The following is a 25,656-nucleotide window of genomic DNA, read 5'->3' as shown; positions in this document are numbered from 1 at the left end:
GCGGCGCTGTGGCCTTCCTGATGGGGCCGAAGCAGGCCGCCAAGTAGCGAAGACCGCTTGCCTCTCAGGCATCGGCCCGGCGGCTCTCACGAGCGCCGGGCCGTCAATCTAGCTTCAGGCCGAGCGGCCGTCGAACTCGAACACTTCGATTGCGGTGATATCAACATCGTCGAGGCAGTTGATATTGATGTAGGCCGTCCGCCCGCCGCCTTCGCCGACGTCCTCGGCAAAGGGATGCATGCCGCAGGTGCGGCAGAAGCGATGCGCGATCTGGGCCTTGCCGAAAGTATAGCGGCCGAGGTCGTCGCCCCAGGCGACCAGATTGAGCTTCTCATGCGGCACGGCCCACAGCAGCGCCCCCTTGCGCCGGCAGATCGAGCAGTTGCAGCGCACCGCGCCGCCGATCTCCCCCTTGACCTCGAACGCCACCTTGCCGCAGTGGCAGCTGCCTTTGTACAGCATCAGCATCTTTCCATCGCTGGCAGGGTGCAAAGGCACACTTGCCGGGTTATCTCTTCGCCGGCCAACATCAGGCCGCACGCCTAAAAGACGTTGCAATTTTGCAAGGCCCGACACCGAAAATGCAATCCATCCGCGACCGTCTCGAAATCATCCTGTCACGTCTTGCCAACCGGGCGGGGGACGAGAGGGTCTATACGAAGCTCTATGCCGAGGCCGCGCGGGCGGCCGCCGACGCATCCGATGCCCGTCGCAAGGCCGGCGTCAGCCTTGGGCCGCTCGACGGACGCATCGTTTCGATCAAGGACCTGTTCGACGTCGCCGGCGAACCGACAGCGGCCGGATCGCTGATCCGCGCCAGCGCCGAACCGGCGGCGCGGGACGCAGTAATCGTGCAGAGGCTGCGCCAGGCGGGCGCCGTCATCCTCGGCAAGACCAACATGACCGAGTTCGCCTTCACCGCGATCGGCGACAATCTGCATTACGGCACGCCGGGCAATGCTGCCGATGCCGGCCTGATCCCGGGCGGCTCGTCGTCTGGGGCGGGCGTCGCGGTCGGCGAGAGCACGAGCGAGATCTCCATCGGTTCGGACACTGGCGGTTCGGTGCGCATCCCCGCCTCGCTCAACGGCGTGGTCGGCTTCAAGCCGACGGCGAGGCGCGTGCCTTTGACGGGCGCCTTTCCGCTGTCGATGACGCTGGATTCGGTCGGTCCGCTTGCCCGCAGCGTCGCCGATTGCGCCGTCGCCGATGCCATCATGGCGAGGGAAGAGCCGGCGGCTCTTCAGCCGGTTTCGCTCGCCGGCCTGCGCATCGGCATTCCGCGCGGCATCTTGTTCGGCGAGACGCAAGCCGAGGTCGCCGCGGCTTTCGAGACCTGCATCGACAGGATCGGGCTGGCCGGCGCCCGCGCCGCCGATTTGTCCATTGACGATCTTATCGCCGAGATGCGGGCTGCCACCAGGCGCGGCACGATCGCGTCCATGGAAGGCGCGGAGGTGCATGCCGACTGGCTGACGAGCGGCGCGTCGGTGCCGGTCGATCCGCATGTCACCGGGCCATTGACGCGCGCGCTGGCCGTTCCCGCTTCGGCCTATATCCGCACGATCCGCCGCCGCGGCGAGCTCGCGGCTACCATGGCGGAACGGCTCGAGGCAGTCGATGCGCTGGCGTTGCCGACCGTGCCGATGGTCGCGCCCTCCATCGCCGCTATGACCGGCGACGAAGCGCTGCGCGACAGGACGGAAGGGCTGCTCTTGCGTAACACGCAGATCGCCAACCAGTTGGACCTCTGCGCGATCTCGTTGCCGATGCCCGGCACCAAGCTGCCGGCAGGATTGATGCTGGTGGGCAAGCATGGGGATGATCGCCGACTGCTGCGCATTGCCGCCACGGTCGAGGCCTTGCTTGGCACATGAATTGGCTAATGTAGCGCTGGTCGACCCCCACTCCGTCTCGGCTTCGCCGAGCCACCTCTCCCCCGATCGACGGGGGAGAGGAAGGTGCCAAGCTTCTTGCGGTCAACACTCGTCCAGCAGGGCTCCCTTCCTTTCCCTCCGGAGGCAGGGCTGTCCGGGGAAAGAGAGGGGTGAATCGAAATGCCACATGCGCATGCCCCGTAAGACGGCGGTTTTCCGTCTACCTTCTGGTTGTCGAGACTCAGAAAGGGACGGGGCATGCGCTTTACACCTAGCATTCTTGGCAAGCTGGTTGAACCGATCAATCGGCGCCGCTTCCAAGCGACTGTGGATAGCCATGACGGGGACGCCTACGACAAGTCGTTCCACAGCTGGGACCATCTCATGGTGCTGATCTACGCGCAGTTGAGCGGCGCCGACAGCCTGCGCGGCCTTGAAGCCGGCTGGAACGCCAACTGCCAGCATCATTATCACCTGGGCAGCGGCTGGCTGAGCCGCTCGACCTTGTCGGATGCCAACCGGCGACGCCCCGTCGGCGTGTTTGCCGAGACCTTCGAGAACATCGTCAATCAGCTCGACCGGCATATGCGCCGCGAAGGCGCCGCCATGCTGCGGCTGATCGATTCCACCCCGATCCCGCTCGGCAAGGTCTGCGGCTGGGCCAAGTCGAACGGCCGCATCCGCGGCATGAAGCTGCATGTGGTTTATGATCCTAACAGCGACTGCCCGCGCGTCCTCGATATCACCGACGCCAATGTCAACGATGCTCAGATCGGCCGCACCATCACCATCGAGACCGGCGCCACCTACGTGTTCGACAAGGGCTATTGCCATTATGGCTGGTGGACGGCGATCGCCGGCGCCGGCGCCTTCTTCGTCACCCGGCCCAAATCCAACATGGGGCTCAAGCTGGTTTGCGATCGTCCCGTGGCCGCGCCGCACGGCGACGGCTTCACTGTCATCGAAGATACCGAAGTGCGCTTGGCCAGCAAAGGCGATTCGAAGCTGCCGATCCCATTGCGACGGCTCACCGTGCAGCGTCAGGACGGTGAGACCATCACACTTGTGACCAACGATCTCGAGCGCTCGGCCATCGAGATAGCGGCCCTTTACAAGGGCCGCTGGCAGATCGAGCTCTTGTTCCGCTGGATCAAGCAGCACCTGAAGATACGCAAGTTCCTCGGCACCAACGACAACGCCATCCGCCTGCAGCTCTTCGCCGCCATGATCGCCTACGCGCTGCTGCGCATCGCCGCCCGGGCCTGCCGCATCGCCATGCCCATCCTCAGGTTCACCGATCTGGTCAGCCAATGCCTGTTCGAACGCCGAAGAATCGAGGCCATCAACAAGCCACCTCCGGTCAATCCCGGCCGCCGAAGCAACCGAACTTCCCCAAACCAGTTGGACTTCGCCTATGAATAACTTTCCCCGGACAGCCCTGCCGTAAACGGGGCGAAGGAAAGTCGTTCACCCCGTCTTCTCGTCCAGCAAGCCCGAAATAAAATCGAACAGCCCCGGCCGACGGTCGCGGCGAAGCCGCTCCGCCGTGACGATGGCGCGGACCTCGGCGAAGGCGCGGTCGAGATCGTCGTTGACGATGACGAAGTCGTATTCCTTCCAATGCTCGATCTCGAGGCGAGCGTTCTTCAGCCTGGTCTCGATGACCGATTCCTGGTCCTCAGCGCGGCGCTTTAGCCGCGCCTTCAACTCCTTCATCGACGGCGGCAGGATGAAGATAGAGACAATGTCGGCGCGCATCTTCTCCTTGAGCTGCTGGGCGCCCTGCCAATCGATGTCGAAGAGCATGTCGCGACCTTCGGCCAGGGCCACCTCCGCCGGCTCGCGCGGCGTCGCATAGCAATTGCCGTGAACCTCCGCCCATTCGAGCAGCGCGTCGGAATCGCGCAGCCGCTCGAACTCGCGCATGGAGCGGAAATGATAGTGGACGCCTTCGATCTCCGAGCCGCGACGCGGCCTTGTCGTGACGGAGACCGACAGCTCAAGGCTTGAATCGCTTTCCAGAAGATTGCGCGCGATCGTCGACTTGCCGGCGCCCGACGGCGAGGACAACACCAGCATCAATCCGCGGCGGCGGATACGGGACCCCAGGTCCCTGGCGGCCGTCGGCTCCTTGGCAACCATTCCCGTCACTCCAGATTCTGAACCTGCTCGCGAAACTGGTCGACCACCGCCTTGAGCTCCAGCCCGATCGCGGTGACTGCGGCGGCGTTCGATTTGGAGCATAAGGTATTCGATTCGCGGTTGAATTCCTGCGCGAGAAAATCGAGCTTGCGGCCAACGGCGGCGCCGCTTTTGAGCAGCACCCGCGCCGAGGCGATATGAGTCTTCAGCCGGTCGATCTCCTCGCGTATGTCGGCCTTGGTGGCGAGAAAGGCCGCTTCCTGGTGCAGCCGGACAGCGTCGAGATTGGCCGAGGCGTCCATCAACAGACGCAGCTGCTCGGAAATGCGCTCGCGGATCGCGGCGGGCTCGCGTGAGGGATCGGCCTCGGCCTTCAATGTCAGCGCCTCGATGGCCTCGATGTGGCCTGCAAGCAGCGCGCCAAGTGCCGCGCCCTCGCTGCGGCGCGCCTGTTCCAGCCCGTCAAGCGCCGCCTCGAGCGCCGACAGGATCGCGGCATCGAGGGCTGCCCGCTCCTCCTCGGTTTCGACGGCTTCAGGAATGTCGAGCACGCCGCGCAGGGAGAGCAGGCCGTCGGCGGTGGCGGGCTGGGTACCGAACTGCTCCTGCAAGCGCTTGGCCAGACCCGCCAGGTCCTTGAGGAACGCCTCGTTGACCACCGGCTGGGCTTGCTTTGCGGCGGCGCGGCCGACGGTCAACGTCGCCTGGAAATTACCGCGCGCGAAGCGCCTCTGGACGGTCTGTCGGACAGCCGTCTCCAGGCGGTCGAACCCCTGCGGCAATCTCAATCTCACCTCGGCGCTCTTGCCGTTCACCGATTTCACCTCCCAAGCGATCGAGGTGCCGTCGCTCTCGGCGGCGGACCGCGCAAAACCGGTCATGCTTTGCAGGCTCATTGCCCTGTCGTCCCCCTGTCGCAGCCAAGGAATCAGCGGCCCAGCGCTGCGCGCCCCAGAAATCGCCGGATGATCGGCCGGCGTCCCCTAAAAACATGAATACGGCCCCGCGTCAAAGGACGCGTGCGGCAAGCTTAAAGCGCATCGAGCCGAGACGGATTCAGACGACGCGCTTCAAGTCTCTGTCCGATGCATGTCGTTTCCCCAAAACCGCTGCGCACCTTTGGGCGACATGTAAGGAAGAGTGATGCATGTCGTTCCCCCAAAACCGCTGCGCACTTTTGGGCGACATGCATTGCGCTTACTGCGCTGCGTCGCCGCCGGCATCGCCGTTCTCGCCTTTGTCTCCGGCGTCGCCGCTATCGGTGTTGCCATCGGGAGCGGCCGGCGCCGTCGTCTGGCCGGAAGCCTTGGCGGCGGCATCCGCCTGCTTCTTCTGCAGCGCCCGGTAGCGGGCGACGTTCTGGTTGTGCTCTTCCAGCGTCGCTGCGAAGACGTGGCCGCCATTGCCGTCGGCGACGAAATAGAGATCATCGGTCTTCGACGGATTGGCGACCGCTTCGAGCGCCGCACGGCCCGGATTGGCGATCGGCGTCGGCGGCAGGCCTTTGATCATGTAGGTGTTGTAAGGCGTCTGCTTGTCGAGGTCCGACTGGTAGATCGGCCGGTCGCCGGGCTTTCCCTTGCCGCCGAACAGGCCGTAGATGATGGTCGGGTCGGACTGCAGCCGCATGCCCTTGGCCAGGCGGTTGAGGAATACGGCGGCGACGCGCGAACGCTCGTCGCTCCTGCCCGTCTCCTTCTCGACGATCGAGGCGAGCGTGACGAAGTCGTCGATGTTGGCGATCGGCAGGTCGGGCGCGCGATGCGACCAGACGTCTTCGACCAGCTTCTTCTGGTCGGCGATCAGCTTATCGACCATCTGCTGCCTTGTGGCGCCCCGGGTGAAGCGCAGCGTGTCGGTGGCGATGCTGCCCTCCGGCGGCAAGGTCGCCGGCATGGCGCCGGTGAGCGCCTCCTGATCGGCCACGCGCTGCAGCGCCTGCTCGACCGTCAGCCCTTCGGGAATGGTGAGCGAGTACATCACCGACTTGCCGCTCTTGAAGAGCTCCATGATGTCGCGCATCGAGGCGCGCGGCTTGATGGCGTATTCGCCGGCCTTCAGCGCCGATTCATTGCCGGTGACGCGAACGCCGAGCCGGAAGATGCGGGCATCGCTGATCAGGCTGCGGCGTTCGAGCTGGTCGGCGATCTCTTGCACGCCGGTGTTCGGCTTGATCATGAAGGTGTCGCCATTGGCGGACGGACCAGGCTCGACGAAAGCCTGCATGCCGAAATAGAGCGCGGCACCCGAGGCGAGCACCACCAGGATCACCAAGGAGAGGAAGAAATTCAGGAACACGATGACCTGGCTGCGCGAGGCGCGCGAACGCTTCGACGGCGGCGGCGTGCCGGCTTCCGGGCGCAACGCCTCGGCGGCGGTCTTCGGCACGATCGGCCCCTTCGCGCCTTGCCGTCCGAATTCCCCGTCGCTCGGATTAGTGTTCATGACGCCCTGCCCGTCTGATCTTGCAACGAATCCCTCGCCGAAAAGCTAAGGGCGAATTTGGCAAAAATGACGGCAGTTGGCGGACTGCCGATTGTTTGAACAATCCCGGAGGCGAAACCGCGTACTCTCCGTACGACTGCTCCGGTTGCTACTCAGCCACTATAACGCTGGAACACGAGCGAGGCGTTGGTGCCGCCGAAGCCGAAGGAATTCGACAGCGCGACGTCGATCTGGCGCTGGCGCGGCTTATTCGGCACGAGATCGATAGCCGTCTCGCGTTCCGGATTGTCGAGGTTGATGGTGGCGGGCGCAACGTTGTCGCGGATGGCGAGGATCGAGAAGATGGCTTCGGCGGCACCGGCGGCGCCCAGCAGATGGCCGATGGACGACTTTGTCGACGACATCGAAATCTTGGAGGCGGCATTGCCGACCAGCCGCTCGACTGCGCCAAGCTCGATCGTGTCGGCCATTGTCGAGGTGCCGTGCGCATTGATGTAGTCGACGTCGGCCGGCGAAAGCTTCGCCCGATTCAACGCCGCCGTCATGCAGCGGAAGGCACCGTCGCCGTCCTCGGCGGGGGCGGTGATGTGGTAGGCATCGCCCGTCAGCCCGTAGCCGGTGACTTCCGCGTAGATCTTGGCACCGCGCGCCTTGGCGTGCTCGAGCTCTTCCAGGACGACGACTCCGGCGCCCTCGCCCATGACGAAGCCGTCGCGGTCGCGGTCATAGGGACGCGAAGCGGTTTCGGGGGTGTCGTTACGCTCGGTGGAGAGCGCGCGGCAGGCGGCGAAGCCGGCAATGGACAGCCGGGTGATCGGCGCTTCCGCACCGCCCGCCACCATGACGTCGGCATCGCCCCACATGATCAGCCGGGCCGCGTCGCCGATCGCGTGGGCGCCGGTCGAGCAAGCGGTGACCACCGCATGGTTCGGGCCTTTCAGGCCATGACGGATGGAGACCTGGCCCGAAACCAGGTTGATGATCTGTCCGGGAATGAAGAAGGGGCTGATGCGGCGCGGGCCGCGGTCCTTCAGGATCATCGCGTTTTCGGCGATGCCGTCGATGCCGCCGATGCCGGAGCCGATCAGCACGCCGGTGGCGCACTGGTCCTCATGCGCTTCGGGCTTCCAGCCGGAATCGGCCAACGCCTCGTCGGCGGCTGCGATGCCGTAAAGGATGAAGTCGCCGATCTTGCGCAGTTCCTTCGGCTCGAGCACGGCCTCCGGATTGAAGGTTCCGTTCGAGCCGTCGCCGCGCGGGATGATGTGGGCGATCTTGCAGGCAAGATCGTCCACCTCGAATTCGGTGACACGACGGCAGGCGCTGCGGCCGGAAAGCAATTCCCGCCAGCTGTGCTCGACGCCCATGCCAAACGGCGAAAGCAGGCCAAGGCCCGTGACGACGACACGCCTCATCGCAGGTCCTCCCCGATAATGCCTGCGAAAGACCTCAGGCCGAGGCCTTGTCGATATACTTTACGGCGTCGCCGACGGTCAGGATGGTCTCGGCGGCATCGTCCGGAATCTCGACGCCGAATTCTTCTTCGAACGCCATGACGAGTTCAACCGTGTCGAGGCTGTCCGCGCCCAGATCGTCGATGAAGCTCGCCTGCTCCGTCACCTTGTCGGCATCGACGCCGAGATGCTCGATGACGATCTTCTTGACGCGCTCTGCGGTGTCACTCATTTGGGGCAATCCTCGTCTTAGGTTGTCTATCTTCGTTAGCGGGCGGAATGCCGCTAATCAAGCTGAAAGATGGTCTTGCGGGCAACGCAACGCCACAGGACCGGTTTTTGCCCGAACCGCCGGGTTGCGGCCGCATTACACGAAAAATGACGGGCGTCCAAGCCGAAATGGCTGTTTTCACAGGCGCCCGGCCCCGGCCTCCCGCCAGATCATCGCCCCCTTAGATCATCGCCATGCCGCCATTCACATGAATGGTCTGGCCGGTGACGTAAGCCGCCTCATTGGAAGCAAGGTAGGCGACGGCGGACGCGACCTCGGCGCTGGTGCCCATGCGCCTGGTCGGGATGGCGGCCATGATCGTCTCTTTCTGCTTGTCGTTGAGCTTGTCGGTCATGGCCGATTCGATGAAGCCCGGAGCGACGCAGTTGACGGTGATGTTGCGGGTGGCGATCTCCTGCGCCAACGACTTGGAGAAGCCGATCATGCCGGCCTTGGAGGCGCAGTAATTGGTCTGGCCGGGATTGCCGGTAACGCCGACCACCGAGGTGATGTTGATGATGCGGCCATGGCGGCGGCGCATCATCGGATGCGTCAGCTCGCGGGTGAGCCGGAACACGGCGGTGAGGTTGACCTCGATCACGCTGTCCCAGTCGGCGTCCGACATGCGCACAAACAAGCCGTCCTTTGTGATGCCGGCATTGTTGACCAGGATGTCCACGCCCTCGAGCTCGGCTTCCGCCTTCTGCCCGAGCGCCTTGACCGCGTCGCGGTTCGTCAGATCCGCCGGAAAGAGCTTTACGCGATCGCCAAGCTCGCCGGCCAACGCCTCGAGCTTTTCAACGCGCGTGCCGTGCAGGCCGACGGTCGCGCCCTGGCTATGCAGCACCCTGGCGATCGCTTCGCCGATGCCTCCCGATGCCCCGGTGACGAGCGCCTTGCGGCCGGTCAGTTCGAACATTTTCCAACCTCATTTTTGCGAATGCGCACAGGCGATGCGCGTTCCGTATACGTTAAATCGTCCAAACCGTGTCAGAAATCTTCGGCATTAAGGATATCTTCCTGCCCAAGCCCGATGCGCTTCACGACCTCAGCTGCGAGGCGATAGTCCTCACGGTCTCGCGAGCGCTGGACTTTGCTCCGACTTGGCTTTGATCTGGCCATACCGCACCTATGGATAGCGTTCGGTCGTCCTAACCAAGTGCCGCCAGCGCGGCCTCGACTTCCGCCGCCGTGCCGACCGCGCCGGTGGCGATGTCGCGGTTGATGCGGCGCGCCAGGCCCGACAGCACCTTGCCGGCGCCGACCTCGTAAAGCGTCGCAACGCCTTTTGCGCCGAACCATTCCACCGTCTCGCGCCAGCGCACCCGGGCAACCACCTGCTCGACCAGGCGGCGGGCGATCTCGTCGGGGTCGCTGGTCGGGGTCACGGTGACGTTGGAGACGATCGGAACCACGGGCGCGGATTTAGCGACACCTGCCAGCGCGTCGCGCATGATGTCGGCTGCCGGTGTCATCAGCGCCGAGTGGAAGGGGGCGGACACCTGCAGCATCAGCGCCCGCTTGGCGCCCTTTTCGGTGCACAGCTTCGCCGCCAGCTCGACCGCCGCCTTGGTGCCGGAAATCACCAGCTGGCCGCCGCCATTATCGTTGGCGACCTGGCAGACGGAGCCCTTGGCGGCTTCCGCGCATGCCGCTTCGACATCGGCCTGCTCGAGCCCGATGATCGCCGCCATGGCGCCCTCGCCGGCCGGGACCGCCGCCTGCATGGCGTTGCCGCGGGTCCGAAGCAGCCGCGCCGCGTCGCCGACCGAAACGAAGCCGGCCGCGGCAAGCGCGGAATATTCGCCCAGCGAATGACCGGCCACATAGGCCACCTTGTCTTTCAGCGAGAAGCCGCGCGCTTCGAGCGCCCGCATCGCCGCCAGCGACACCGCCATCAGCGCCGGCTGGGCGTTGGCGGTCAGCGTCAGAGTCTCTTCCGGCCCTTCCCAGATCAGTTTCGACAGTTTTTCGCCGAGCGCAGCGTCCACTTCCTCGAAAACGCGGCGCGCTTCCGGGAAGGCATCGGCGAGGTCCTTGCCCATTCCGACAGCCTGGCTGCCCTGTCCCGGAAAGGTGAATGCGACGGCCATTTGAAGTCTCTCCAGAGGCTGGTTTTACCCTGCCTCTGGCGCAAGGCGGACGGCCAAGTCAAGCCCGCCGGCGGCCCTTCGACCCGTATTTCAGCCGGAAAAGCTGGCTGACTCCCTGTTCCGAAAGGCTTTTTGGCGATCACACCTGATGAAAACCGCTCACGTTTGGGTTGCTGGCTCTTCTTATTTCAGCCACAGGCGCTAGCTTTGCGTGACATTTCGATGACAGAAACGTGACGGGCGTGGAAGGCGTGTTGCGTGGCCTGGGGGAAAACAGAGTGGCAAGGATCAGGAAAGGCGCGGCCAGGCCCGTACCGGGATTTTTGGAAGACGATCCGTCCACCGGCTATCTGCCCGGACGGACATGGCCGACCGTACGCTACGGCCTGACGACGCTTCTTGCCTCCGCCCTGCTCGTATTCGCGATCGAATGGATCGTGCGCGGCGATTTCTTCGGCACGGTCGATTTCTTCCTGCAACCCTTCAAGCCGGGGTGGACCACCATCGTCGTCTTCGCGCTGGTGCTGGTCGGGCTTGACGCCATACTGGGCCGCAGCCATCAGAGCCTGATGATCGTGGCGCCGCTGACGCTGGCGCTTGCCTTTGTCGGCCACCAGAAATCGCACTATCTCGGCGACCCGCTCTATCCGACGGATTTCCTGTTTGCCCGCCAGATCATGGCGCTGATGCCGCTTTTGGTGCGCGAACGGCCGTGGACGGCCATCATGCTGGCCGCCGCCATCGTCGGCGGCCTGACGCTGCTCGTCTATTGCTGGCGGACCTGGCGCCGGCGTGTGCCGATCCTCAGCCGCAAGGGCCGTCTGGCGCGGCTGGCGCTTGCCGTGCCGCTGCTCGCCTTCTTCGTCTCGATCATGGACTACGCCACCTTCTCGTGGACGCGCGACCGGCTGCAGATCATCCCGATCATGTGGGACCAGAAGGAGAACTACGCCTCCAACGGCTTTGCGCTCGCCTTCGCGATGAACGTGCCGATGGCGCATGTCTCGGCGCCGCCCGGCTATTCCGAAAAGGCGATCGCCGCGATCCAGCGGCCCGACGTCGCCGCTTCCGTGCCGGACGAGAAGCCGGATATCGTCGTGGTGATGAGCGAATCCTTTTGGGATCCGACGCACCTGCCCGGCGTCACCATCAAGCCTGACCCGATCCCGACAGTGCGCGCCTTGCGCTCCGGCTCGATGTTCTCGCCCGAGTTCGGCGGCATGACCGCCAATATCGAATTCGAGGCGCTGACCGGCTTTTCCAACGCTTTCCTGCCGGCGGGCTCGATCCCCTATCAGCAATATGTACGCACCCCGACGCCCTCGCTGGCGACCTTCCTGAAGAGCGAGGGCTACCGGGCGCACGCCATCCACCCGGGCACCAACTGGTTCTGGAACCGGGGCGCCGTCTATGCCGATTTCGGCTTCAACGACTTCCGCTCGGAAGAGACGCTGCCGCCGATGGAGAAGCGCGGGCCGCTGGCTTCCGACGCGGCGATGACCGACGAGATCATCCGCGAGGCAGACGCCAGCGACAATCCGGTGTTCCTGTTCGCCGTCAGCCTGCAGAACCACGGTCCTTACGAGCCCTACCGCTACTACAATCCGACGCATTCGGTCGATGCGCCGATCAGTTCCTGGGCGCGGGAATCGCTGCTTTCCTATACCGAGGGTTCGGCCGACGCCGACCGGGGCCTGCAGCGGCTGATCGACTGGGCGAAAGCGCGCCAGCGGCCGACCATCATCGCTTTCTTCGGCGACCACCTGCCGCCGCTCGGACCCGTCTATGTCGAGACCGGCTTCCTCAAGGACAATGTCGCACCGCGCAAGGAGCCGGCGGACGCCGCGCTCGAACACCACGATACACCTTTGGTCATCTGGTCGAACCGCTCCGGTCCGGTCGAGAACATCGGCTCGGTGAGCCCGGCCTTCCTGCCCTACCATATCCTGACCACGGCCGGCATCAGCCACCCCTATTACACCGGCTTCCTCGGCGCGCTGCGCGAGCGTTACCGGGTGGTCGACCGCAACCTGCTCCTGTCGTCCGCGGGCGACGCCACACCGGATTGGGCGAGGCAGAAGCAGATCGATCCGCAGATCAACGATTTCCGGCTCATCCAGTACGACATGATGTTCGGCAAGCGCCACTCGGCGCCCGATTTCTTCCCCGAGACGGTGGACAAGCTCGTCGCGCATACGAGTTGAGCGGGCGGCGACTGGAGTCGGGGGCAGCTGGCGTTCGCTCCTCACTCCGGCCGATATAATTCATCCATGCTGAGCGCCGCCATCTCGGCGAATGGCGCTTGCTTCTTCACCCGGCCATGCTCCAGGATCACCAGGTCGTCGCAGAACGAGATCGTCGAGTGATGATGGCTGATGACGATCGTGGTGCGGCGGCCGGCGCGCGATTTTAGCGTTTCGACGATCGCGGCTTCCGAAAGCCCGTCCACCGCGTTGGTGGCCTCATCGAGAATCAATATATCGGGGTCGCGCACAAGGGCGCGGGCGAGCGCGATGCGCTGTCTTTGCCCAGCCGACAGATTGACGCCGCGATAGCCGACGACGGTCTGGTAGCCTTGCGGCAGTGTTTCGATAAAGCCATGCGCCTCGGCAAGCTCGGCCGCGCGGCGGGCCTCTTCGGCGCTCGCCGTGTCCTTGCCGTAGGTGATGTTGGCGAGGATGGTGCCGTCGACCAGCTCCAGCTCCTGGCTAGCGAGCGCAATGTTGCGGCGCCAGTCGGCCGGATCGATCTCGCTGAGCGGCACGCCGCCGACGAGGATCCTGCCCCCATCCGGCTCGACGAAGCGGCAGAGCAGGTTGACGATCGTCGTCTTGCCGGCGCCGGAGCGGCCGATCAGCGCCGTCGAGCGGCCGCTCACAATGTCGAAGCTCGCAGCGTGCAGCACCGCCGCGCGCTGCTCCTCATTGGCATAGCTGAAGCTCACGCGCTCGAAAGCGATTCTGTCGTTCAAGCCCGCGAACGGCCGGCTGCCCTGAGGAGGTGCCGGCTTGCCTTCGGGGTCGAGCAGCCAGGTCACCTCCTCCAGCGAGCCGGAAAGCCCCTGCAGCTGGCTCCATGTCATCTGCAGCGTCCTGACATGCGGCTGCAGGCGGTAAAGCAGGATAAGAAAGGCCGCGACCAGCGGGAAGCTCAAGCCGGCAAACCAGGCGCCGATCACCACCGCCAGGAACAGCATGGCGTGCAGCACCTCGGTCAGCGGCGCCAGCGCCCCCTGGCGGCTGGAGAGCAGGAAGGCCGCCCGCCGCACCCCGTCCGATGCCTTTTCGAACGCCGCCTTCTCGCGCGCCTCCTGGCCGAAGATGCGGATCAGGCGGCCGGCATGCACCAGATGCAGCATCTGCGAGGCTAAAGCGCTGTTGCGTGCCGAAACGCTGCGGCTCGGCGCTCTCAGGCGTGCCGACAGCCCCATATGCGCCGCTTGCACCAGTGCCAGCCCGAGCATCACCAGAAGCGTCATCTGCCAGGAGAGCAGGAGAAGGAAGGCGAGCAGGATGATGGCCGCGGAGATGCTGACGATGCCGCCCAGCACCCCCTGGATGGCGTCGGAGGCGCGCCAGGATTCGTTGGAGATGATGTTGAGCAGCCGCCCGGGACTCTGTTTCAGAAAGAAGGGATAGCCGACGTCAAGAAGACGCTCGGCCAGCGCACCGCGTATCGACTGGCTGGCTTTGCCGTAGATATGGGCAGTCAGCACCGAATTGGCGAAGGCGAGCAGGTTCTTGAGCAGGATGGAGCCGAGGATCGCGGCCGAGATCGCGATCAGCCGCTCGCGCTCGCCGAGCCCTGCGCCGACCTTCTGCAACAGCGCGGAAAGGCCGGCCATGCCGGTCGCCTCACTATGCCCCATGACGACGCCGAGCAGCGGGATGATAAGTCCGATGCCCAACCCCTCGAGCGCGGCACCGGCTAGCCCAAGCACGACGACGACGGGCACCAGGCCGAGCTGACGCCCCCCGAGCGCGCGCCGCACTATCGACCAGGCAGGGGATTTGGATCCGGTCATCGCACACTGGCCTCCGCGCTGGCCTCGATGGTTTCCTGAACGCGTTGCGCTTGCCGATTTGGACGTCCGGCAAGCACGAGCAGCGCAAACTTAGCCGCGCCCGCCAGATTCATCAGCACAATCGGCCAATGCGACAGCCTGAGCTCCCGGTCGAAACACGGCCCACCGATGAGCTCTCGCATGGCCGCCCGCATCGCCCAGTAGAAGTGGCGGAGCAGAAAGGGTGCGCGGCGCATATGCTTCAGGCAAAGCGCGCCGTTGCCGAAATGATAATCGCGATGCAGCCGGTCGATTGCCTTGCGGCCGCGCCTGCCGTGGTGGTGGAAGATCGTCATGTCTGGCACGTATTCCACCGCCATGCCGGCCAACATGGCGCGCACCAGGTAGTCCGTGTCCTCGGCCGAACGCAGCGACCCGCCGGCGCCGAAGCGTTCGTCGAAGGGACCGATCAAGGCGGCAACGTCGCGATGCATGGTCATGTTGCAGCCGAGCACGAAGCCGCCCGGGTGGACGGCGCGCGTCAGCCGCTCATGCTTGTCGCAGCGCTTGATGGTGAAGGGCAGGTCGCGCTCGTCGCCGATCTCGACGCGGCCGCCTCGGATCAGCCATTTCTCGCCGCTCGCATAATGCCGCTCAAGGTCGATCAGGTAGTTGCGGTCGAGCCTGCAGTCGTCGTCGACGAAGACCAGCACGCGCCCGCGGGCCCGCGCCAGCCCGGCATTGCGCGCCGCCGCCAGTCCCGGGCGCGGCTCAGAGATCGCCGTCACCGCAATGTCGGATATCGTGGCCGCCGAAGCAAGATATTCGGCCGTGCCGTCGCGCGAGCCGTTATCCACCACCACCAGCTCGGCGGCGAAAGCCGGATGCGCCCGGCAGGCGACGCGGATCGAGTCGATACAGGCTTCGAGCACCGACGCGCGGTCGCGCGTGCAGACGATGAAGGAAACCTGCGGCCGCTTCCCGACGGGCGACGGCCGAGCGAGGTGCCGCAGCAGGGGATGGCGCTCGGCGTTCATGCCGCCCCCATCCGATAAGGCGCAAGCACTGATGCCGCCGGCGCCGACTTCAATCGGTAGGCCATCCAGTCCGCGCGCCGGCCGGCCCACATTGAGGCCTGGCTCAGCCAAGGCGCCCAGGCACCCGGGCTCAGCGCATATTTCTCCCGGCGGCGGATAACGTTCCACTTCGCCGTCAGGGTCAAGAGCTCGTGCGTCAGCGCCGGCCGCTGCTGGTCGTTGACGAGCTGGTATAGGAAATAAAACAGGTTCAGCGCGCCGGCCTCGAAGCTCGGCCGTGACGCAGCCGGTAACTCGGCGATCCGCTCCTCCAGGCCGCGGATGAAGGCGGCTGCGCGGCGCACGTTGTCGAGCGAAGCATCGTCGCCGATGGCGCACAGGTCCCCGCTATTCAGTGCCAGTCCCTCTGCCTCGAGATTTTCACCGACAATCCGAAGATGCGTGCGCCGCATCTCGCTAGCATGCCGGCTGGTCACGCTGCCGGAATGCAAGCGATAGACGAGCAGGCTTTCAGGCATCATTGCCGCCGGATAGCGACCGGCGAGCCGCCGGAAGAGGTCGAAATCCTCGGCGTGCCGATAGGAGCCGTTGTAATTGAGGTCGGACTCGTCAACGACCCGGCGGTTATAAACCACCGTCGGGTGCATGAAGATCGTGAAAAATTTCGACAGCACAGGCAGCCCGAGCCGGAAAACCGGGTCGAGCCGGCCCCGGGCGATGCGGCCGTGCTGCAGCATGTCGACCACCGAGCCGCAGAAGCCGAGCTCGGGTCGCGCGGCAAACAGCGCGGCCTGCCGCGACAGCCGCCATGGGTAGGCGAAGTCATCGGCATCCATGCGCGCAACAAGCTCGCCGCGGGCCGCCGCCAGCCCCTCGTTGAGACTGGCGACTAGCCCGCGGTTTGCACGCGAAATAATGGATACGCGGCTGTCGGCGCAGCGGTAGCGCTCAAGGATTTCCAGCGACCGGTCGGTGGAGCCGTCATCGATGGCGACGACTTCGAGCCGATCGTAGTCTTGCCGCAGTATCGAGTCGACTGCGGCGGCGACGTAGGGTTCTGCGTTGTACACCGGCAGCAATACGGAGATGAGCGGGCGCGTCATGGATAGCTCCGGTCCGTCGGCTGCAGTTCGACGGCTGGTTTTGCGCGGGGATAAGTGGCTCCAAACCCCCGGGCCTCGCTCGGCGTGCGTGCGCGCGGCGGCGCCACATAGGGGAAATGGCGCTTGAGGCCGTTGACGGGTTTTTCAAAAAGCACCCATGACAACGAGGCGGCGAGCAGCGTGGCGGCGCCGGCGACGAGGAAGCGCCCAGGTCCCTGTTCCGAGACATTGAGCGGTATCCATGGTTGCGCCTTGACGACATAGGCGAGCAGGATCGGGTGGTAGAGATACACGCCGTAGCTGATACGGCCGAGCGCCAGCAGCGGCGGCAGCTCGGCCAGTCTGCCGATCCTGCCGCCAAAGCCGTTCGAGCAGGCGGCGACGATCGCCACCAGCGGTGCCAGCGGCAGCACCTGCACCAAAAACCAGCGCGGCCATTCCCATGCCGAGTCCGCCGGCCCGGGATCGGACCAGACGACGAGGAGGAAAACTGCCGCGAAGGCCGGCCAGCCGCGCCGCACCCAACCCGGCGCATCCGCGCCCCTGGCGCGGCGGACGGCGAGCAGCGCACCGCAGGCGAGCGCGTCCATCGAGGCCGGCGGCAACAGGTCCCGGGCCAAGGCCGGGTTGGCAGCGATCGGCCAGTAGAAGCGGTAGGCGAGCGAGAAGGCGATGACGCCGATGGTGATGGCCTCGATGCGTCTGCGCGGCGCCAGAAGCACAATCAGCGGCCAGGCGAGGTAGAACTGCTCCTCGATGCTGAGGCTCCAGAAATGGCAGAGCAGCCAGGGCGTCCATTCGTTGCGATGCGCGTACCAGAAGTTCGAGAGATAAAGCGCATGCCAGGCGAGCGACGATCCGGCCTGTTCCAGATCGGTAAACCAGACAAAGGCCAGCACAGCGAAATAGGGCGGAAATATCCGGATCGCGCGCCTGGCATAAAAGGAATATAGCGCCGGTCCGGCCGCGAATTGGGCGGCGTCGCGCGCCTCCAGCAAAAGCCGGGTGATCAGGAAACCGGAAAGCGTGAAGAACAGCCTTACCCCGAGGTGACCGAGGAAGGACGTGCCGCCGGGCGCAAGGAAATGCGCGTAAAGAACGAGCGTGACGGCAAAAGCCCGCAGCGTGTCAAGCTGAAGGTCACGACCACCGGCCATCATTCGCAGCCGCCGGCGCTGACAACGTGACCCGGGCCGCCGACCGCAACATCCGTGCCGGTCAACGGAAAACGCAAGCCTGCCCACTCCTAAGCTATATTCGCGTACGCTAAATAACTGCAGAACAACATGGTGCAGTGCAACACAGAATAGGTAACCGGTTGAACCGAAATGTGATGTCTCGCGCCAGAAAATGCCCTACCCGTGCCACTATTCCGCCCCTTTTGGCGGAGCCGCATTCCCCGATCAACGCGATGCGTCAGGCTGCTCGACATGCGGCTGGAGAACCGGGCTGGTGTCAGCCTCTCGGGGCGCTGCCTGTGATTGTCTTTAATTTGCCCCCTTGCAATGTCGACAACGGATGATCTCTATTCAGGTCAGGCCGGCAGTCGGAGCTGCTTTCGCAGGCTCTTGTCGAATGCGGATGCGGGGACGAAACGGCGCAGGACACTGACCCGGCGCGCTATCTTTCCCGCCGCATAGCGCCGCTTCGGAGTTGGATCGGTCGCAGCGGCCAGAACGGCATCGGCCACCACTTCGGGCGCATCGCCTTTGTCCATCGCCTTGCGCACGGCTACGATCATGCCGGCGCGCGCGGCGTCATAGATCTCGAGCAACCGATCCGGCTTGGCGAGGTTGTCTTCGAACGAAGTCCGCGTGTAGGCGGGCTCAACCAGCGCGACGCGAATTCCGAACGGCCGCAGTTCGTGGTCAAGCGATTCGGAATAGCCTTCGACGGCATGTTTGGTCGCCGAATAAAGCGCGAAATAAGGCGCCGGGATGAACCCCTGCACCGAGCTCAGGTTGACGATTCTGCCCTTTCCTTGACGTCGCATGATCGGCAGCACCGCGTTGATCATCCGGATGACGCCGAAGACGTTCACGTCGAACAGAGCCTGGGCCTGTGCAGACGAGGATTCCTCCGCGCCGCCGAGCAGACCTATGCCGGCATTGTTGACCAGCAGGTCGATGCGCCCGGCATCAGACAGCACCTCATCGACCAGCTTCACCACGGACGCGTCATCGGTCACGTCGCAGGCCAGCATGGTAGTGCCGTCGGTTTTCTTGGGGACTGCGCGACGGCTGGTTCCGAAGACGCGATAGCCCGCCTTCTGCAAGGCCGTGGCCGTCACCTGCCCGATTCCGCTGGATGCCCCTGTGACGATGGCGACGCCAGGATTGGTCCTATTCATGGAGATCACTTTCTTTGGGTTCGACTGGAAAAGCAGGAAAGGCCGAAGCAAAAAGCGTCAGTCACGAGCGGCTCGACCGTCCACGCCGTGTCCGTCCCAGCGCCGGAACAGCGCGCTGGCGTTGACGCCGCCGAAGCCGAAGCCGTTGGCGATCGCGTATTCCATCTCCATCGGCCGGGCCCGGTTTGCGACGAAGTCTATTCCGTCGCCGGCCGGATCGGGGGCGCTCAGGTTGAGGGTCGGCGGCGCCACCTGGTCCCTGAGCGCCAGGATCGTGAAGATCGCGCCAAGCCCGCCGGCAGCCCCCAGCAGGTGTCCGGTCGCCGATTTGGTTCCGCTGACGGCTATGGAGAAATCCGTGCCGAAGACGCTTTTGATCGCCTCGATTTCTCCCAGGTCGCCCACCGGCGTGGAGGTCGCGTGAGCGTTGAGATGGCGGATCTCGCGCGGTGAGATGCCGGCCTGTGCAATCGCGATCTCCATGGCACGGCGCGCGCCGTCCCCGTCTTCGGGACCGGAAGTGACGTGATGCGCATCCGCCGTCGTGCCGTAGCCGACGACCTCGGCGAGCGGTTGTGCGCCGCGCGCCAGTGCATGGCTCAACTCCTCGATGACCAGGATGCCGGCGCCTTCGCCCATGACGAAGCCGTCCCGCGAGACGTCGAACGGACGGGAGGCCTGCTCGGGACGATGATTAAATGACGTTGAAAGCGAGCGCGCCGCCGCGAAGCCGCCCAGGCTGACGACATTCATGCAGGCTTCGGTGCCGCCGCACACGGCGATGTCGGCTTCATCGGCACGGATGATACGTGCCGCATCGCCGATCGCCTGGATGCCGGCGGCGCACGCCGTTACCGGCGCGCCGATGTGACCCTTGAAGCCGTAACGAATCGTGATGTGGCCCGCGGCGAGGTTCACCAGGAACGACGGCACCGTGAACGGCGAAAGACGCCGAACGCCGCGCTGGTCGACGGTCCGCACCGCCTCGGTTATGGCGGGGAACCCTCCGATGCCTGAAGCAATGATGGTCGCGGTGCGAAGCCGATCCTTTTCCGAGACCGGCTTCCACCCCGCCTGGGCAAGCGCTTCTTCCGCCGCCGCCAGCGCGAAAAGGATGAAGCGGTCGATTTTGCGCTGGTCCTTCGGCGCCAGGAAGGCATTCGCATCGAGACCAGCTTCAGGATCCTCCTCCAGGGAAAGAACCGTTCCGCCGATCTTTGTCGGCAGGGCCTCGACCATTTCGTCGGGAAGCCCGCGAATGCCCGAGCGGCTGGCAAGGAGACGCGACCACGACGTCTCGACATCTGCGGCAAGGGGCGTGACCGCGCCCATGCCAGTGACAACAACCCGTCGCATCTATTCTCCTATCGATCTCCAGTCGCCGGCCCTGCGCCGTTCAAACGGTGACGGTGTCGCGAACCTGTTCGGCCGCCGCATCCAGGAAGGCCTGGGCGAGGCTGGGATCATTGACGACGCGCGAGAGCACCACCGCACCGACCATCGTCGAGAGGACAGCCATGGCTTTTTCATCGGTTTGCTCGCCGTCCGTCCTGGCAATCATCCTGCCGAGGACCTCAAGATATGCTTTGATCCCGGTTTCGAACGACGCTTTGACGTCGCTCCCCTGCCTGGCGGCATCCGAGCCGAGCGCCGCGACCGGGCAGCCGTCCATCCTTTCTTCGCGATGGCCCATGCTGAGGTAGAACTCGATCACCACCCCAAGCGGATCGCCAGGATTCGCTGCGGTCGCCGCCGTCCATCTGTCGGCAGCGCTCTCCATCGCCCGCTTGGACGCCTGTGCAGCGAGGTCCGCCTTCGACGCGAACTGCTTGTAAAAGGCGCCTTGGGTCAGCCCGGCTCCCTTCATCAGATCCTTGAGGCCGATACCGTCGAAACCGTGCTCCCGAAAAAGGCGGCTGGCCACATCGATCACGGTTTGCCGGTTCTGCTCAGCCTGAATGCGGCTCACGCGCATCGTCGATCTCCACATTTAGATTGCGTTCTAAATCTATATCTCATTTAGAAACCGAACGCAATCTATCAAGGGAAGATGCGAAACCGGCGGCCCGCCGCGCGATTGGTGCGATGGCTTGCGCGGACCCGGAATGGATCTGTTTTTAGACTGCAGTTACAGGGGCACGCTCTACGCGTTCTCTCGATCCGGCGAGAAGGTGACGGTCTCGACCGAGGCCACAATGCATCCGCGCGCCAACGCGCTACCGGACTGACCCGTCCAACGACTGCCGTCTGCCGCTCCCGGCGGGCGCGCAGGATCTTCATGAGGCATGAGCCAAACCGGGTCTCGGGCGGTCAAGCTTCGGCAGTTGGCGCCGAGACGTTCATGGCCCGCGGATCTGGCTCACCCGAAGGCCTTGATCGATTTGCTCGACCAGTTGCGCACCGAACAGGACCTGGAGATGGAAAAGCTCGGCGATCGATAGATGGCCAACCTGCGAAGACGTCGGCATATCTGCGCCGCACCGATCAGGTCTTTCGCCTGCCCCTTCGCGCGGCCTGCGGTTTGATCGCGGCCTCCGGTTTTATTCTGATGCGCAACGTCCCGCCCTCGGGACGGTCGATTTCGAACGCGTTCGTCTTGCGGACGAGATCGCTCAGCTTGCGAAAGCCGAAGGTACGCGGATCGAAGTCGGAAGCCAAATTGGCGAGCTGCGTCCCGACCGCACCGAGTGGAACCCAGCCGTCCTCGCTTTCCATCTGCGCGATGATTTTGCGGATGATCGGCACGGCCGCTGACGGCGGCTGCAATGGCTTCATGCTCGATATCGCTTCAGGCTCATTCCCGGGCGCAGACGGCAGCAGGTTCTCGGTATAGACAAATCGCCGGCATGCCTGGCGGAAACTCTCGGGTGTCTTCTGCTCACCGAAGCCGAACACGTCGATGCCCTGTTCACGAATGCGGGCCGCCAGCCGGGTGAAATCGCTGTCGGAGGAAACCAGGCAGAAACCGTCGAACCGGCCGCTATGGAGCAGATCCATCGCGTCGATGACGAGCGTGATGTCCGAGGCGTTCTTGCCTGTGGTGTAGGCGAACTGCTGCTGGGGTATGATTGCGTGCTTCGAAAGAACGTCGGCCCACGCTTTCGAGCGCGAGCTGGAAAAATCGCCGTAGATGCGACGCACGCTGGCCTCGCCGATCTTGGCGATCTCCTCGAACAGCCCATCGGCAATCTTGGCCGAGGCATTGTCGGCATCGATCAGAACGGCAAGGCGCGGCGACCGAGGTTCGGATGGCGTCATAGGGCTTTCCTTAGCGCTGTTCATGCCACCTGAAGTTCTTGCTTTCAATGTCAATGATGTCGCCGCAGTTCGTGCATTCCATCTGGGTGTGAGTGCGAATCCAGCCGACAAGCGTCTTTGCCTGATGGCGGCAACGGGGACATTCCACGTCGATTTCGAAGTTGTCTGTCTCGCGCTTTGTCATCGCCATGCCTCAGCTTTCGTCAGCGGCGGGCTCCCGCGCTTCCTTCTGCTCTATGGATGAAGGTTTCTCCTTCGCAGCTTTCCCGGCAAGCTTGGCTTCTTTCTTGGCCGCCTTGGCCTTGTCTCGTTGGCTCCGCTCGTATCGATAGTTCGGCTTCATCGCCATTCGAAATCTCCGTATGCAGGATTGGGCAGGTTTTGAGAGACACCGCCGCGGTTTTCTACGGCGGTTGCAAAACCGAAAGCGCGCAGATCAGACCGCGCGCTTTCCGTCGCCAAGCTCAGTAAATCTCAACCGTGCGGTCGTAGCTGATCCCCGCACTCTTAAGCGCGGCAAGGAAAGCGACGCTCGCGTCATCGCCAGCACCATCTTCGGCGCAGCGCTTCATCGCGTCAGTCCAAGCCAGGCTGTCGTTTCCAGGCCAATGGTCAAACAGGAAATCCGAAGCCTGTGCGACGGACTCAATGAGAGTGAAACCGGTGGGGCCAGCGATGTAGACAACCACAGGAGCCCGGAATTTTTTGTGAACCATCGTGCACCCTACGCCCGACGGCGCCGAAAGACGAGCGCGGCAGCAACATTATTCAGCCGGCCTTGATCGCGTTGCGGATGCCGCTACCGGAAATCGGCGGCGGTCAAGGTGTAGGAGTCGCGGCGGTTGCGGACATAAGCCTTGCCGGCTACGTCTTGGATGGTGGCCCGCAAGGCGTCGAATGCCGAAAGACAGGCCGTCTCGGTGCTCACCTTTCCGCCCGGGACAACGCCGGATCTGGCCAACGCCTCTGCCTCGATGAAGAAACGGACCCGAAACATGCCGTCATGGCCGATGAAGCAGACGGCATTGCGCGCTTCATCGAAGCTGCGACTGGGATTGGGAAAAGCTAAAGTCATGACTGGTCTCCCGATAATTCAGGAACGCCAGCAAGAGCTGGCCGCGCGGCGATCCTCTGCTTGCGGCGTTCGCTGTTGCGAAGGTTGAGGGACAGCATTTTGTTCGTCGCTTCCGAACGGCTGAGCCCGATCATGGAGGTACCGTTCACATGCGCTGGGATGCCTGTGAAGACGTGATAGACGGTCCAGGAACGATCGGCCTCGACGCGGCGGCCATATTGGTGGTCTCTAAACTCGCATGCCTGAGCGCCGCTTGCATTTTGCTCGTCCGGACAAGCCCAGATGCTGCGAGCGGCATCGGTGAGCTGGTTGCCGGCGTTCATGATGTCGGCCCTTTGTCCATGCCCGCCTGCGCGGCAATGACGCCGGAATAGATCGTCGCGCCGTCGGCGTCGGCAATCGCGACAGCATCTGGCCATTGCGGCATGTTCAGCGTCCTTGCCAGAAGCCGCGCGATCTCGATTGCCGCTTCCAGATCGACCGCTTCCACAGTTTCACGGCCGACGACGGCGTGGGCATCGTCCGCCGCGCGGACGCGATAGAATTCAATCACGACTTTCATCCGAGCCCGTCGCGCACAAACATCCCGCCGTCAGCCTTGCTCTTTCCTTGAACGGACCCCGGCGGCGCCTTTCTGGTCTCGCGGTTCGAGCGCTTCTGTCCCTTGGCCATGTCCGAATGTCCTTTCGATGAGCATCATGCCGTCCTCCGACACGTCGCCGGCCGTTTCCAGCCTGTCTTCCGTCACGACCCGCTCATGCGGCTCGCTTTCGCTGCGAACGCGGTATTGCGGCGAGTTTCCCCTCGGCGGGAGTGTTCCGGTGACGCGGTAGATTTCACCCGTCTTCGGACCGAGGCCGAGGCCGCCCTTCAGCCGGACCGCCTGTCCGATGTCGAAAAGGCGCGCCGGCGCGCCATGCTGGATAGGGCGTGCGTTGCGTTGCAGAAGTGTGGTCATGGTTGTCTCCGTCCCTCGACGAGCCGCAGCGCCGGAAGCGGCGCAATGCATTTCATTATCGAAAATTCGGAAGGCGGATGGCGAGGCTTTATCATAACGAAAGCCACCTCGACCAAATCAACGAATTTAATATATGCGCTCCAAGACCACTGCGGGCAAGGCCGCGACAGCGTTTATTTTCATCGGATAAATAAAAGTTCAAACACAAATTTCAAAAGCACCAAAAACTCGGCTGCTTTTCGGAGATTTTTTTCGCGTCTCGCAATTTATCTTCATAGATAATTTTGCTGGGACCAGTAAATAATTTCGGTGCTCCTGGCTATCGCGCGGCAAGCCGTCTATAAAAGGATATGCACACCCGTTCCGCCACAAGAAAGAAGTTGCCCTTAAAACTCGGTCGCCCGACAGCCGCGCCAAGCCCGGCATTCAAGACATCCGGCGATCGCGGCAAGGCCGATACTGCGGTTTAGCGCCCCTGGCCCGGTCATGCGCGGCATTGTCCGGATGACTGCGGTCCCGGCATTCATTTCACCTGAAGGGAGAATACCCATGAGAACCATGAAAACACCGGATACCCCGCCCGTCGTGATCGTGGCGGTGGCCAAGTCATCCAAGATTATGTCGGCGCGGCTGACCATCAGAACCGACGAAGCAGCAAGGCGCAGGATCGCCGACACCGACGGCACTCTGAGGCGGGCACGTGAACTCGCGGAACGCAATCGCCTGCTTTGAATCGATTGGCGTCATGAGCGCCTACGCAGCCTCCGTTCCGCAACCAGGCAAAGCACGCTGACAGCCGAGGCAGAGACCTCGCTCCATTCCGCTCGAGAGGCAGGGCCATCAATGCGTCCGGATCACAACCTGTTGTCCAGCCAAGGTGACCAGCATCTGCTCGGCACCCTGCGAACAAGAGCCCGACAGTATAGAGGCGGATCGCTCAAATCAGGTGAGGAATTGGTTCGGTTGACCCTGCGGACTGCGATCAAAGAATATGGTTGCCGACCTGCAGACATGAGCCTCCACGATTGGCTGCTGAGCATCATGCGGCGGTATTTGCACTGATCGAAGGCGCCCGCGCTGGTCTGGTCTATAATGACCGCCGCCTCAAAGGCGAGGCATAGGCTCATTTCCTCTCGGCGATCGAGTGACAGCTTGAACGTCCGTTCATCCCCCGGACCATTCCGTGCGCCACTTGCCGTCTATTCCCTGAACGAGCACCTCGGCTTCGAAGCCGTGCAACGCAGTTTCGTTTGCAGCCTTGATCGCGGCCATGACTGCATCCGCGTTCGACTTATAGACATATTCCTTGCCGTCGTAGCCAATCTTCCAACAGTGAGCGTCCTTGAATATATAGTATCTCGCTCCTGCCATGTTGGCCGCCTCTTCAATGCCAAAGAATAAAAAGTTGGATGGACGACCGCGGTTGCAGCACCGTTATGGAACTGCCTTGAAATAAAGTCTCGGACATCCGGCCGTTAGCAAGGCTGTCCTTGCTGCGTCAGGCCGGAGCACTGTGCGCCTTTCCCTCTCGATTAGCTAGTCGCATAATGCCGAACGGTCGCCCACCTCCGTCAGTTGGTGAGCTGCAGC

General features: G+C 63.7%; 28 protein-coding genes. 5 read left to right on the top strand and 23 right to left on the bottom strand.

Going from position 1 to position 25,656, the window contains the following annotated elements; genetic code table 11:
- Window positions 1-114: 114 nt before the first annotated feature.
- Window positions 115-462, bottom strand: coding sequence for a GFA family protein (locus LB565_RS26105; RefSeq protein ID WP_224588994.1), 348 nt, complete (start codon window positions 460-462; stop codon window positions 115-117).
- Window positions 463-581: 119 nt separating this feature from the next.
- Between LB565_RS26105 and LB565_RS26100 the strand changes: the two genes are divergently transcribed.
- Together LB565_RS26100 and LB565_RS26095 are read left to right on the top strand one after the other, a co-directional pair.
- Window positions 582-1,877 (top strand): amidase, encoded by a 1,296-nt coding sequence (locus LB565_RS26100; protein WP_224588993.1) that lies wholly within the window; start codon window positions 582-584, stop codon window positions 1,875-1,877.
- 258 nt (window positions 1,878-2,135) lie between these two features.
- Window positions 2,136-3,299, top strand: a complete 1,164-nt coding sequence (locus LB565_RS26095) for an IS4 family transposase (RefSeq protein ID WP_224588992.1) — start codon at window positions 2,136-2,138, stop codon at window positions 3,297-3,299.
- Window positions 3,300-3,344: 45 nt separating this feature from the next.
- Here LB565_RS26095 and gmk read toward each other — a convergent pair whose 3' ends face one another.
- The 7 genes from gmk to fabD all read right to left on the bottom strand — a co-directional run bounded on the left by gmk (window position 3,345) and on the right by fabD (window position 10,282).
- Complete coding sequence (gmk, locus tag LB565_RS26090) at window positions 3,345-4,019, bottom strand: guanylate kinase (protein WP_224512601.1); 675 nt, start codon at window positions 4,017-4,019, stop codon at window positions 3,345-3,347.
- 5 nt (window positions 4,020-4,024) lie between these two features.
- Window positions 4,025-4,915, bottom strand: a complete 891-nt coding sequence (locus LB565_RS26085) for a YicC/YloC family endoribonuclease (protein ID WP_224588991.1) — start codon at window positions 4,913-4,915, stop codon at window positions 4,025-4,027.
- Between the two features lie 301 nt (window positions 4,916-5,216).
- The gene (gene mltG, locus LB565_RS26080) at window positions 5,217-6,464 is read right to left on the bottom strand and encodes an endolytic transglycosylase MltG (protein WP_224588990.1); all 1,248 of its coding nucleotides are present in this window, start codon (window positions 6,462-6,464) and stop codon (window positions 5,217-5,219) included.
- A gap of 152 nt (window positions 6,465-6,616) precedes the next feature.
- Window positions 6,617-7,879: a beta-ketoacyl-ACP synthase II gene (fabF, locus tag LB565_RS26075; protein ID WP_224588988.1), complete on the bottom strand. Its 1,263-nt coding sequence runs from the start codon at window positions 7,877-7,879 to the stop codon at window positions 6,617-6,619.
- A 34-nt stretch (window positions 7,880-7,913) separates the two neighbouring features.
- The gene (locus LB565_RS26070) at window positions 7,914-8,150 is read right to left on the bottom strand and encodes an acyl carrier protein (RefSeq protein ID WP_006203723.1); all 237 of its coding nucleotides are present in this window, start codon (window positions 8,148-8,150) and stop codon (window positions 7,914-7,916) included.
- A gap of 220 nt (window positions 8,151-8,370) precedes the next feature.
- Complete coding sequence (gene fabG / locus LB565_RS26065) at window positions 8,371-9,108, bottom strand: 3-oxoacyl-[acyl-carrier-protein] reductase (RefSeq protein WP_224588981.1); 738 nt, start codon at window positions 9,106-9,108, stop codon at window positions 8,371-8,373.
- Window positions 9,109-9,340: 232 nt separating this feature from the next.
- Window positions 9,341-10,282 (bottom strand): ACP S-malonyltransferase, encoded by a 942-nt coding sequence (gene fabD / locus LB565_RS26060; protein WP_224588980.1) that lies wholly within the window; start codon window positions 10,280-10,282, stop codon window positions 9,341-9,343.
- A 278-nt stretch (window positions 10,283-10,560) separates the two neighbouring features.
- Between fabD and LB565_RS26055 the strand changes: the two genes are divergently transcribed.
- Window positions 10,561-12,486 carry an LTA synthase family protein gene (locus LB565_RS26055; protein WP_224588974.1) on the top strand — a complete coding sequence of 642 codons (1,926 nt, stop codon included), beginning with the start codon at window positions 10,561-10,563 and terminating at the stop codon, window positions 12,484-12,486.
- A gap of 41 nt (window positions 12,487-12,527) precedes the next feature.
- Here the strand turns inward: LB565_RS26055 and LB565_RS26050 are convergent, their stop codons facing one another.
- The 7 genes from LB565_RS26050 to LB565_RS26020 all read right to left on the bottom strand — a co-directional run bounded on the left by LB565_RS26050 (window position 12,528) and on the right by LB565_RS26020 (window position 20,750).
- Complete coding sequence (locus tag LB565_RS26050; protein WP_224588972.1) at window positions 12,528-14,306, bottom strand: ABC transporter ATP-binding protein; 1,779 nt, start codon at window positions 14,304-14,306, stop codon at window positions 12,528-12,530.
- Window positions 14,303-15,322, bottom strand: coding sequence for a glycosyltransferase family 2 protein (locus tag LB565_RS26045; protein ID WP_224588971.1), 1,020 nt, complete (start codon window positions 15,320-15,322; stop codon window positions 14,303-14,305). Before LB565_RS26045 ends, LB565_RS26050 begins: the two co-directional genes overlap by 4 nt.
- The gene (locus LB565_RS26040) at window positions 15,319-16,425 is read right to left on the bottom strand and encodes a glycosyltransferase family 2 protein (RefSeq protein ID WP_224588969.1); all 1,107 of its coding nucleotides are present in this window, start codon (window positions 16,423-16,425) and stop codon (window positions 15,319-15,321) included. Before LB565_RS26040 ends, LB565_RS26045 begins: the two co-directional genes overlap by 4 nt.
- Window positions 16,422-17,582 carry an acyltransferase family protein gene (locus LB565_RS26035; protein WP_224589010.1) on the bottom strand — a complete coding sequence of 387 codons (1,161 nt, stop codon included), beginning with the start codon at window positions 17,580-17,582 and terminating at the stop codon, window positions 16,422-16,424. The genes LB565_RS26040 and LB565_RS26035 overlap by 4 nt, the downstream gene beginning before the upstream one ends.
- A 377-nt stretch (window positions 17,583-17,959) precedes the next feature.
- The gene (locus LB565_RS26030) at window positions 17,960-18,775 is read right to left on the bottom strand and encodes an oxidoreductase (RefSeq protein ID WP_224588968.1); all 816 of its coding nucleotides are present in this window, start codon (window positions 18,773-18,775) and stop codon (window positions 17,960-17,962) included.
- 57 nt (window positions 18,776-18,832) lie between these two features.
- On the bottom strand, window positions 18,833-20,131 hold the full coding sequence (fabF, locus tag LB565_RS26025; RefSeq protein ID WP_224588966.1) for a beta-ketoacyl-ACP synthase II: 1,299 nt from the start codon (window positions 20,129-20,131) through the stop codon (window positions 18,833-18,835).
- A 40-nt stretch (window positions 20,132-20,171) separates the two neighbouring features.
- Window positions 20,172-20,750, bottom strand: a complete 579-nt coding sequence (locus LB565_RS26020; RefSeq protein WP_224588956.1) for a TetR/AcrR family transcriptional regulator — start codon at window positions 20,748-20,750, stop codon at window positions 20,172-20,174.
- Between the two features lie 130 nt (window positions 20,751-20,880).
- Here LB565_RS26020 and LB565_RS29910 point away from each other — a divergent pair, with 130 nt between their 5' ends.
- The gene (locus LB565_RS29910) at window positions 20,881-21,003 is read left to right on the top strand and encodes a hypothetical protein (RefSeq protein WP_263488653.1); all 123 of its coding nucleotides are present in this window, start codon (window positions 20,881-20,883) and stop codon (window positions 21,001-21,003) included.
- Between the two features lie 256 nt (window positions 21,004-21,259).
- On the opposite strand, the gene LB565_RS26015 is transcribed toward LB565_RS29910, so the two are convergent.
- The 7 genes from LB565_RS26015 to LB565_RS25985 all read right to left on the bottom strand — a co-directional run bounded on the left by LB565_RS26015 (window position 21,260) and on the right by LB565_RS25985 (window position 24,066).
- The gene (locus LB565_RS26015; RefSeq protein WP_224589009.1) at window positions 21,260-22,033 is read right to left on the bottom strand and encodes an NYN domain-containing protein; all 774 of its coding nucleotides are present in this window, start codon (window positions 22,031-22,033) and stop codon (window positions 21,260-21,262) included.
- A gap of 193 nt (window positions 22,034-22,226) precedes the next feature.
- Complete coding sequence (locus tag LB565_RS26010; RefSeq protein ID WP_224512577.1) at window positions 22,227-22,382, bottom strand: hypothetical protein; 156 nt, start codon at window positions 22,380-22,382, stop codon at window positions 22,227-22,229.
- A 115-nt stretch (window positions 22,383-22,497) separates the two neighbouring features.
- Complete coding sequence (locus LB565_RS26005) at window positions 22,498-22,749, bottom strand: DUF982 domain-containing protein (RefSeq protein ID WP_224588947.1); 252 nt, start codon at window positions 22,747-22,749, stop codon at window positions 22,498-22,500.
- Between the two features lie 83 nt (window positions 22,750-22,832).
- On the bottom strand, window positions 22,833-23,108 hold the full coding sequence (locus tag LB565_RS26000; protein ID WP_224588946.1) for a DUF1488 domain-containing protein: 276 nt from the start codon (window positions 23,106-23,108) through the stop codon (window positions 22,833-22,835).
- Window positions 23,105-23,431, bottom strand: a complete 327-nt coding sequence (locus LB565_RS25995; RefSeq protein ID WP_224588944.1) for a hypothetical protein — start codon at window positions 23,429-23,431, stop codon at window positions 23,105-23,107. The genes LB565_RS26000 and LB565_RS25995 overlap by 4 nt, the downstream gene beginning before the upstream one ends.
- The gene (locus LB565_RS25990) at window positions 23,428-23,670 is read right to left on the bottom strand and encodes a hypothetical protein (protein WP_224588942.1); all 243 of its coding nucleotides are present in this window, start codon (window positions 23,668-23,670) and stop codon (window positions 23,428-23,430) included. The genes LB565_RS25995 and LB565_RS25990 overlap by 4 nt, the downstream gene beginning before the upstream one ends.
- A 30-nt stretch (window positions 23,671-23,700) precedes the next feature.
- Complete coding sequence (locus LB565_RS25985) at window positions 23,701-24,066, bottom strand: hypothetical protein (protein WP_224588940.1); 366 nt, start codon at window positions 24,064-24,066, stop codon at window positions 23,701-23,703.
- Window positions 24,067-24,615: 549 nt separating this feature from the next.
- Here LB565_RS25985 and LB565_RS25980 point away from each other — a divergent pair.
- Window positions 24,616-24,798, top strand: a complete 183-nt coding sequence (locus tag LB565_RS25980) for a hypothetical protein (RefSeq protein WP_224588939.1) — start codon at window positions 24,616-24,618, stop codon at window positions 24,796-24,798.
- 432 nt (window positions 24,799-25,230) lie between these two features.
- Here the strand turns inward: LB565_RS25980 and LB565_RS25975 are convergent, their stop codons facing one another.
- On the bottom strand, window positions 25,231-25,437 hold the full coding sequence (locus LB565_RS25975; RefSeq protein ID WP_224588937.1) for a DUF2188 domain-containing protein: 207 nt from the start codon (window positions 25,435-25,437) through the stop codon (window positions 25,231-25,233).
- Between the last annotated feature and the right edge of the window lie 219 nt (window positions 25,438-25,656).

This window comes from Mesorhizobium sp. CA14, from assembly GCF_020165195.1.
Lineage (GTDB): Bacteria > Pseudomonadota > Alphaproteobacteria > Rhizobiales > Rhizobiaceae > Mesorhizobium.
Note: the sequence above shows the minus strand (reverse complement) of the source record. Positions and strands in the feature narration are given on the sequence as shown.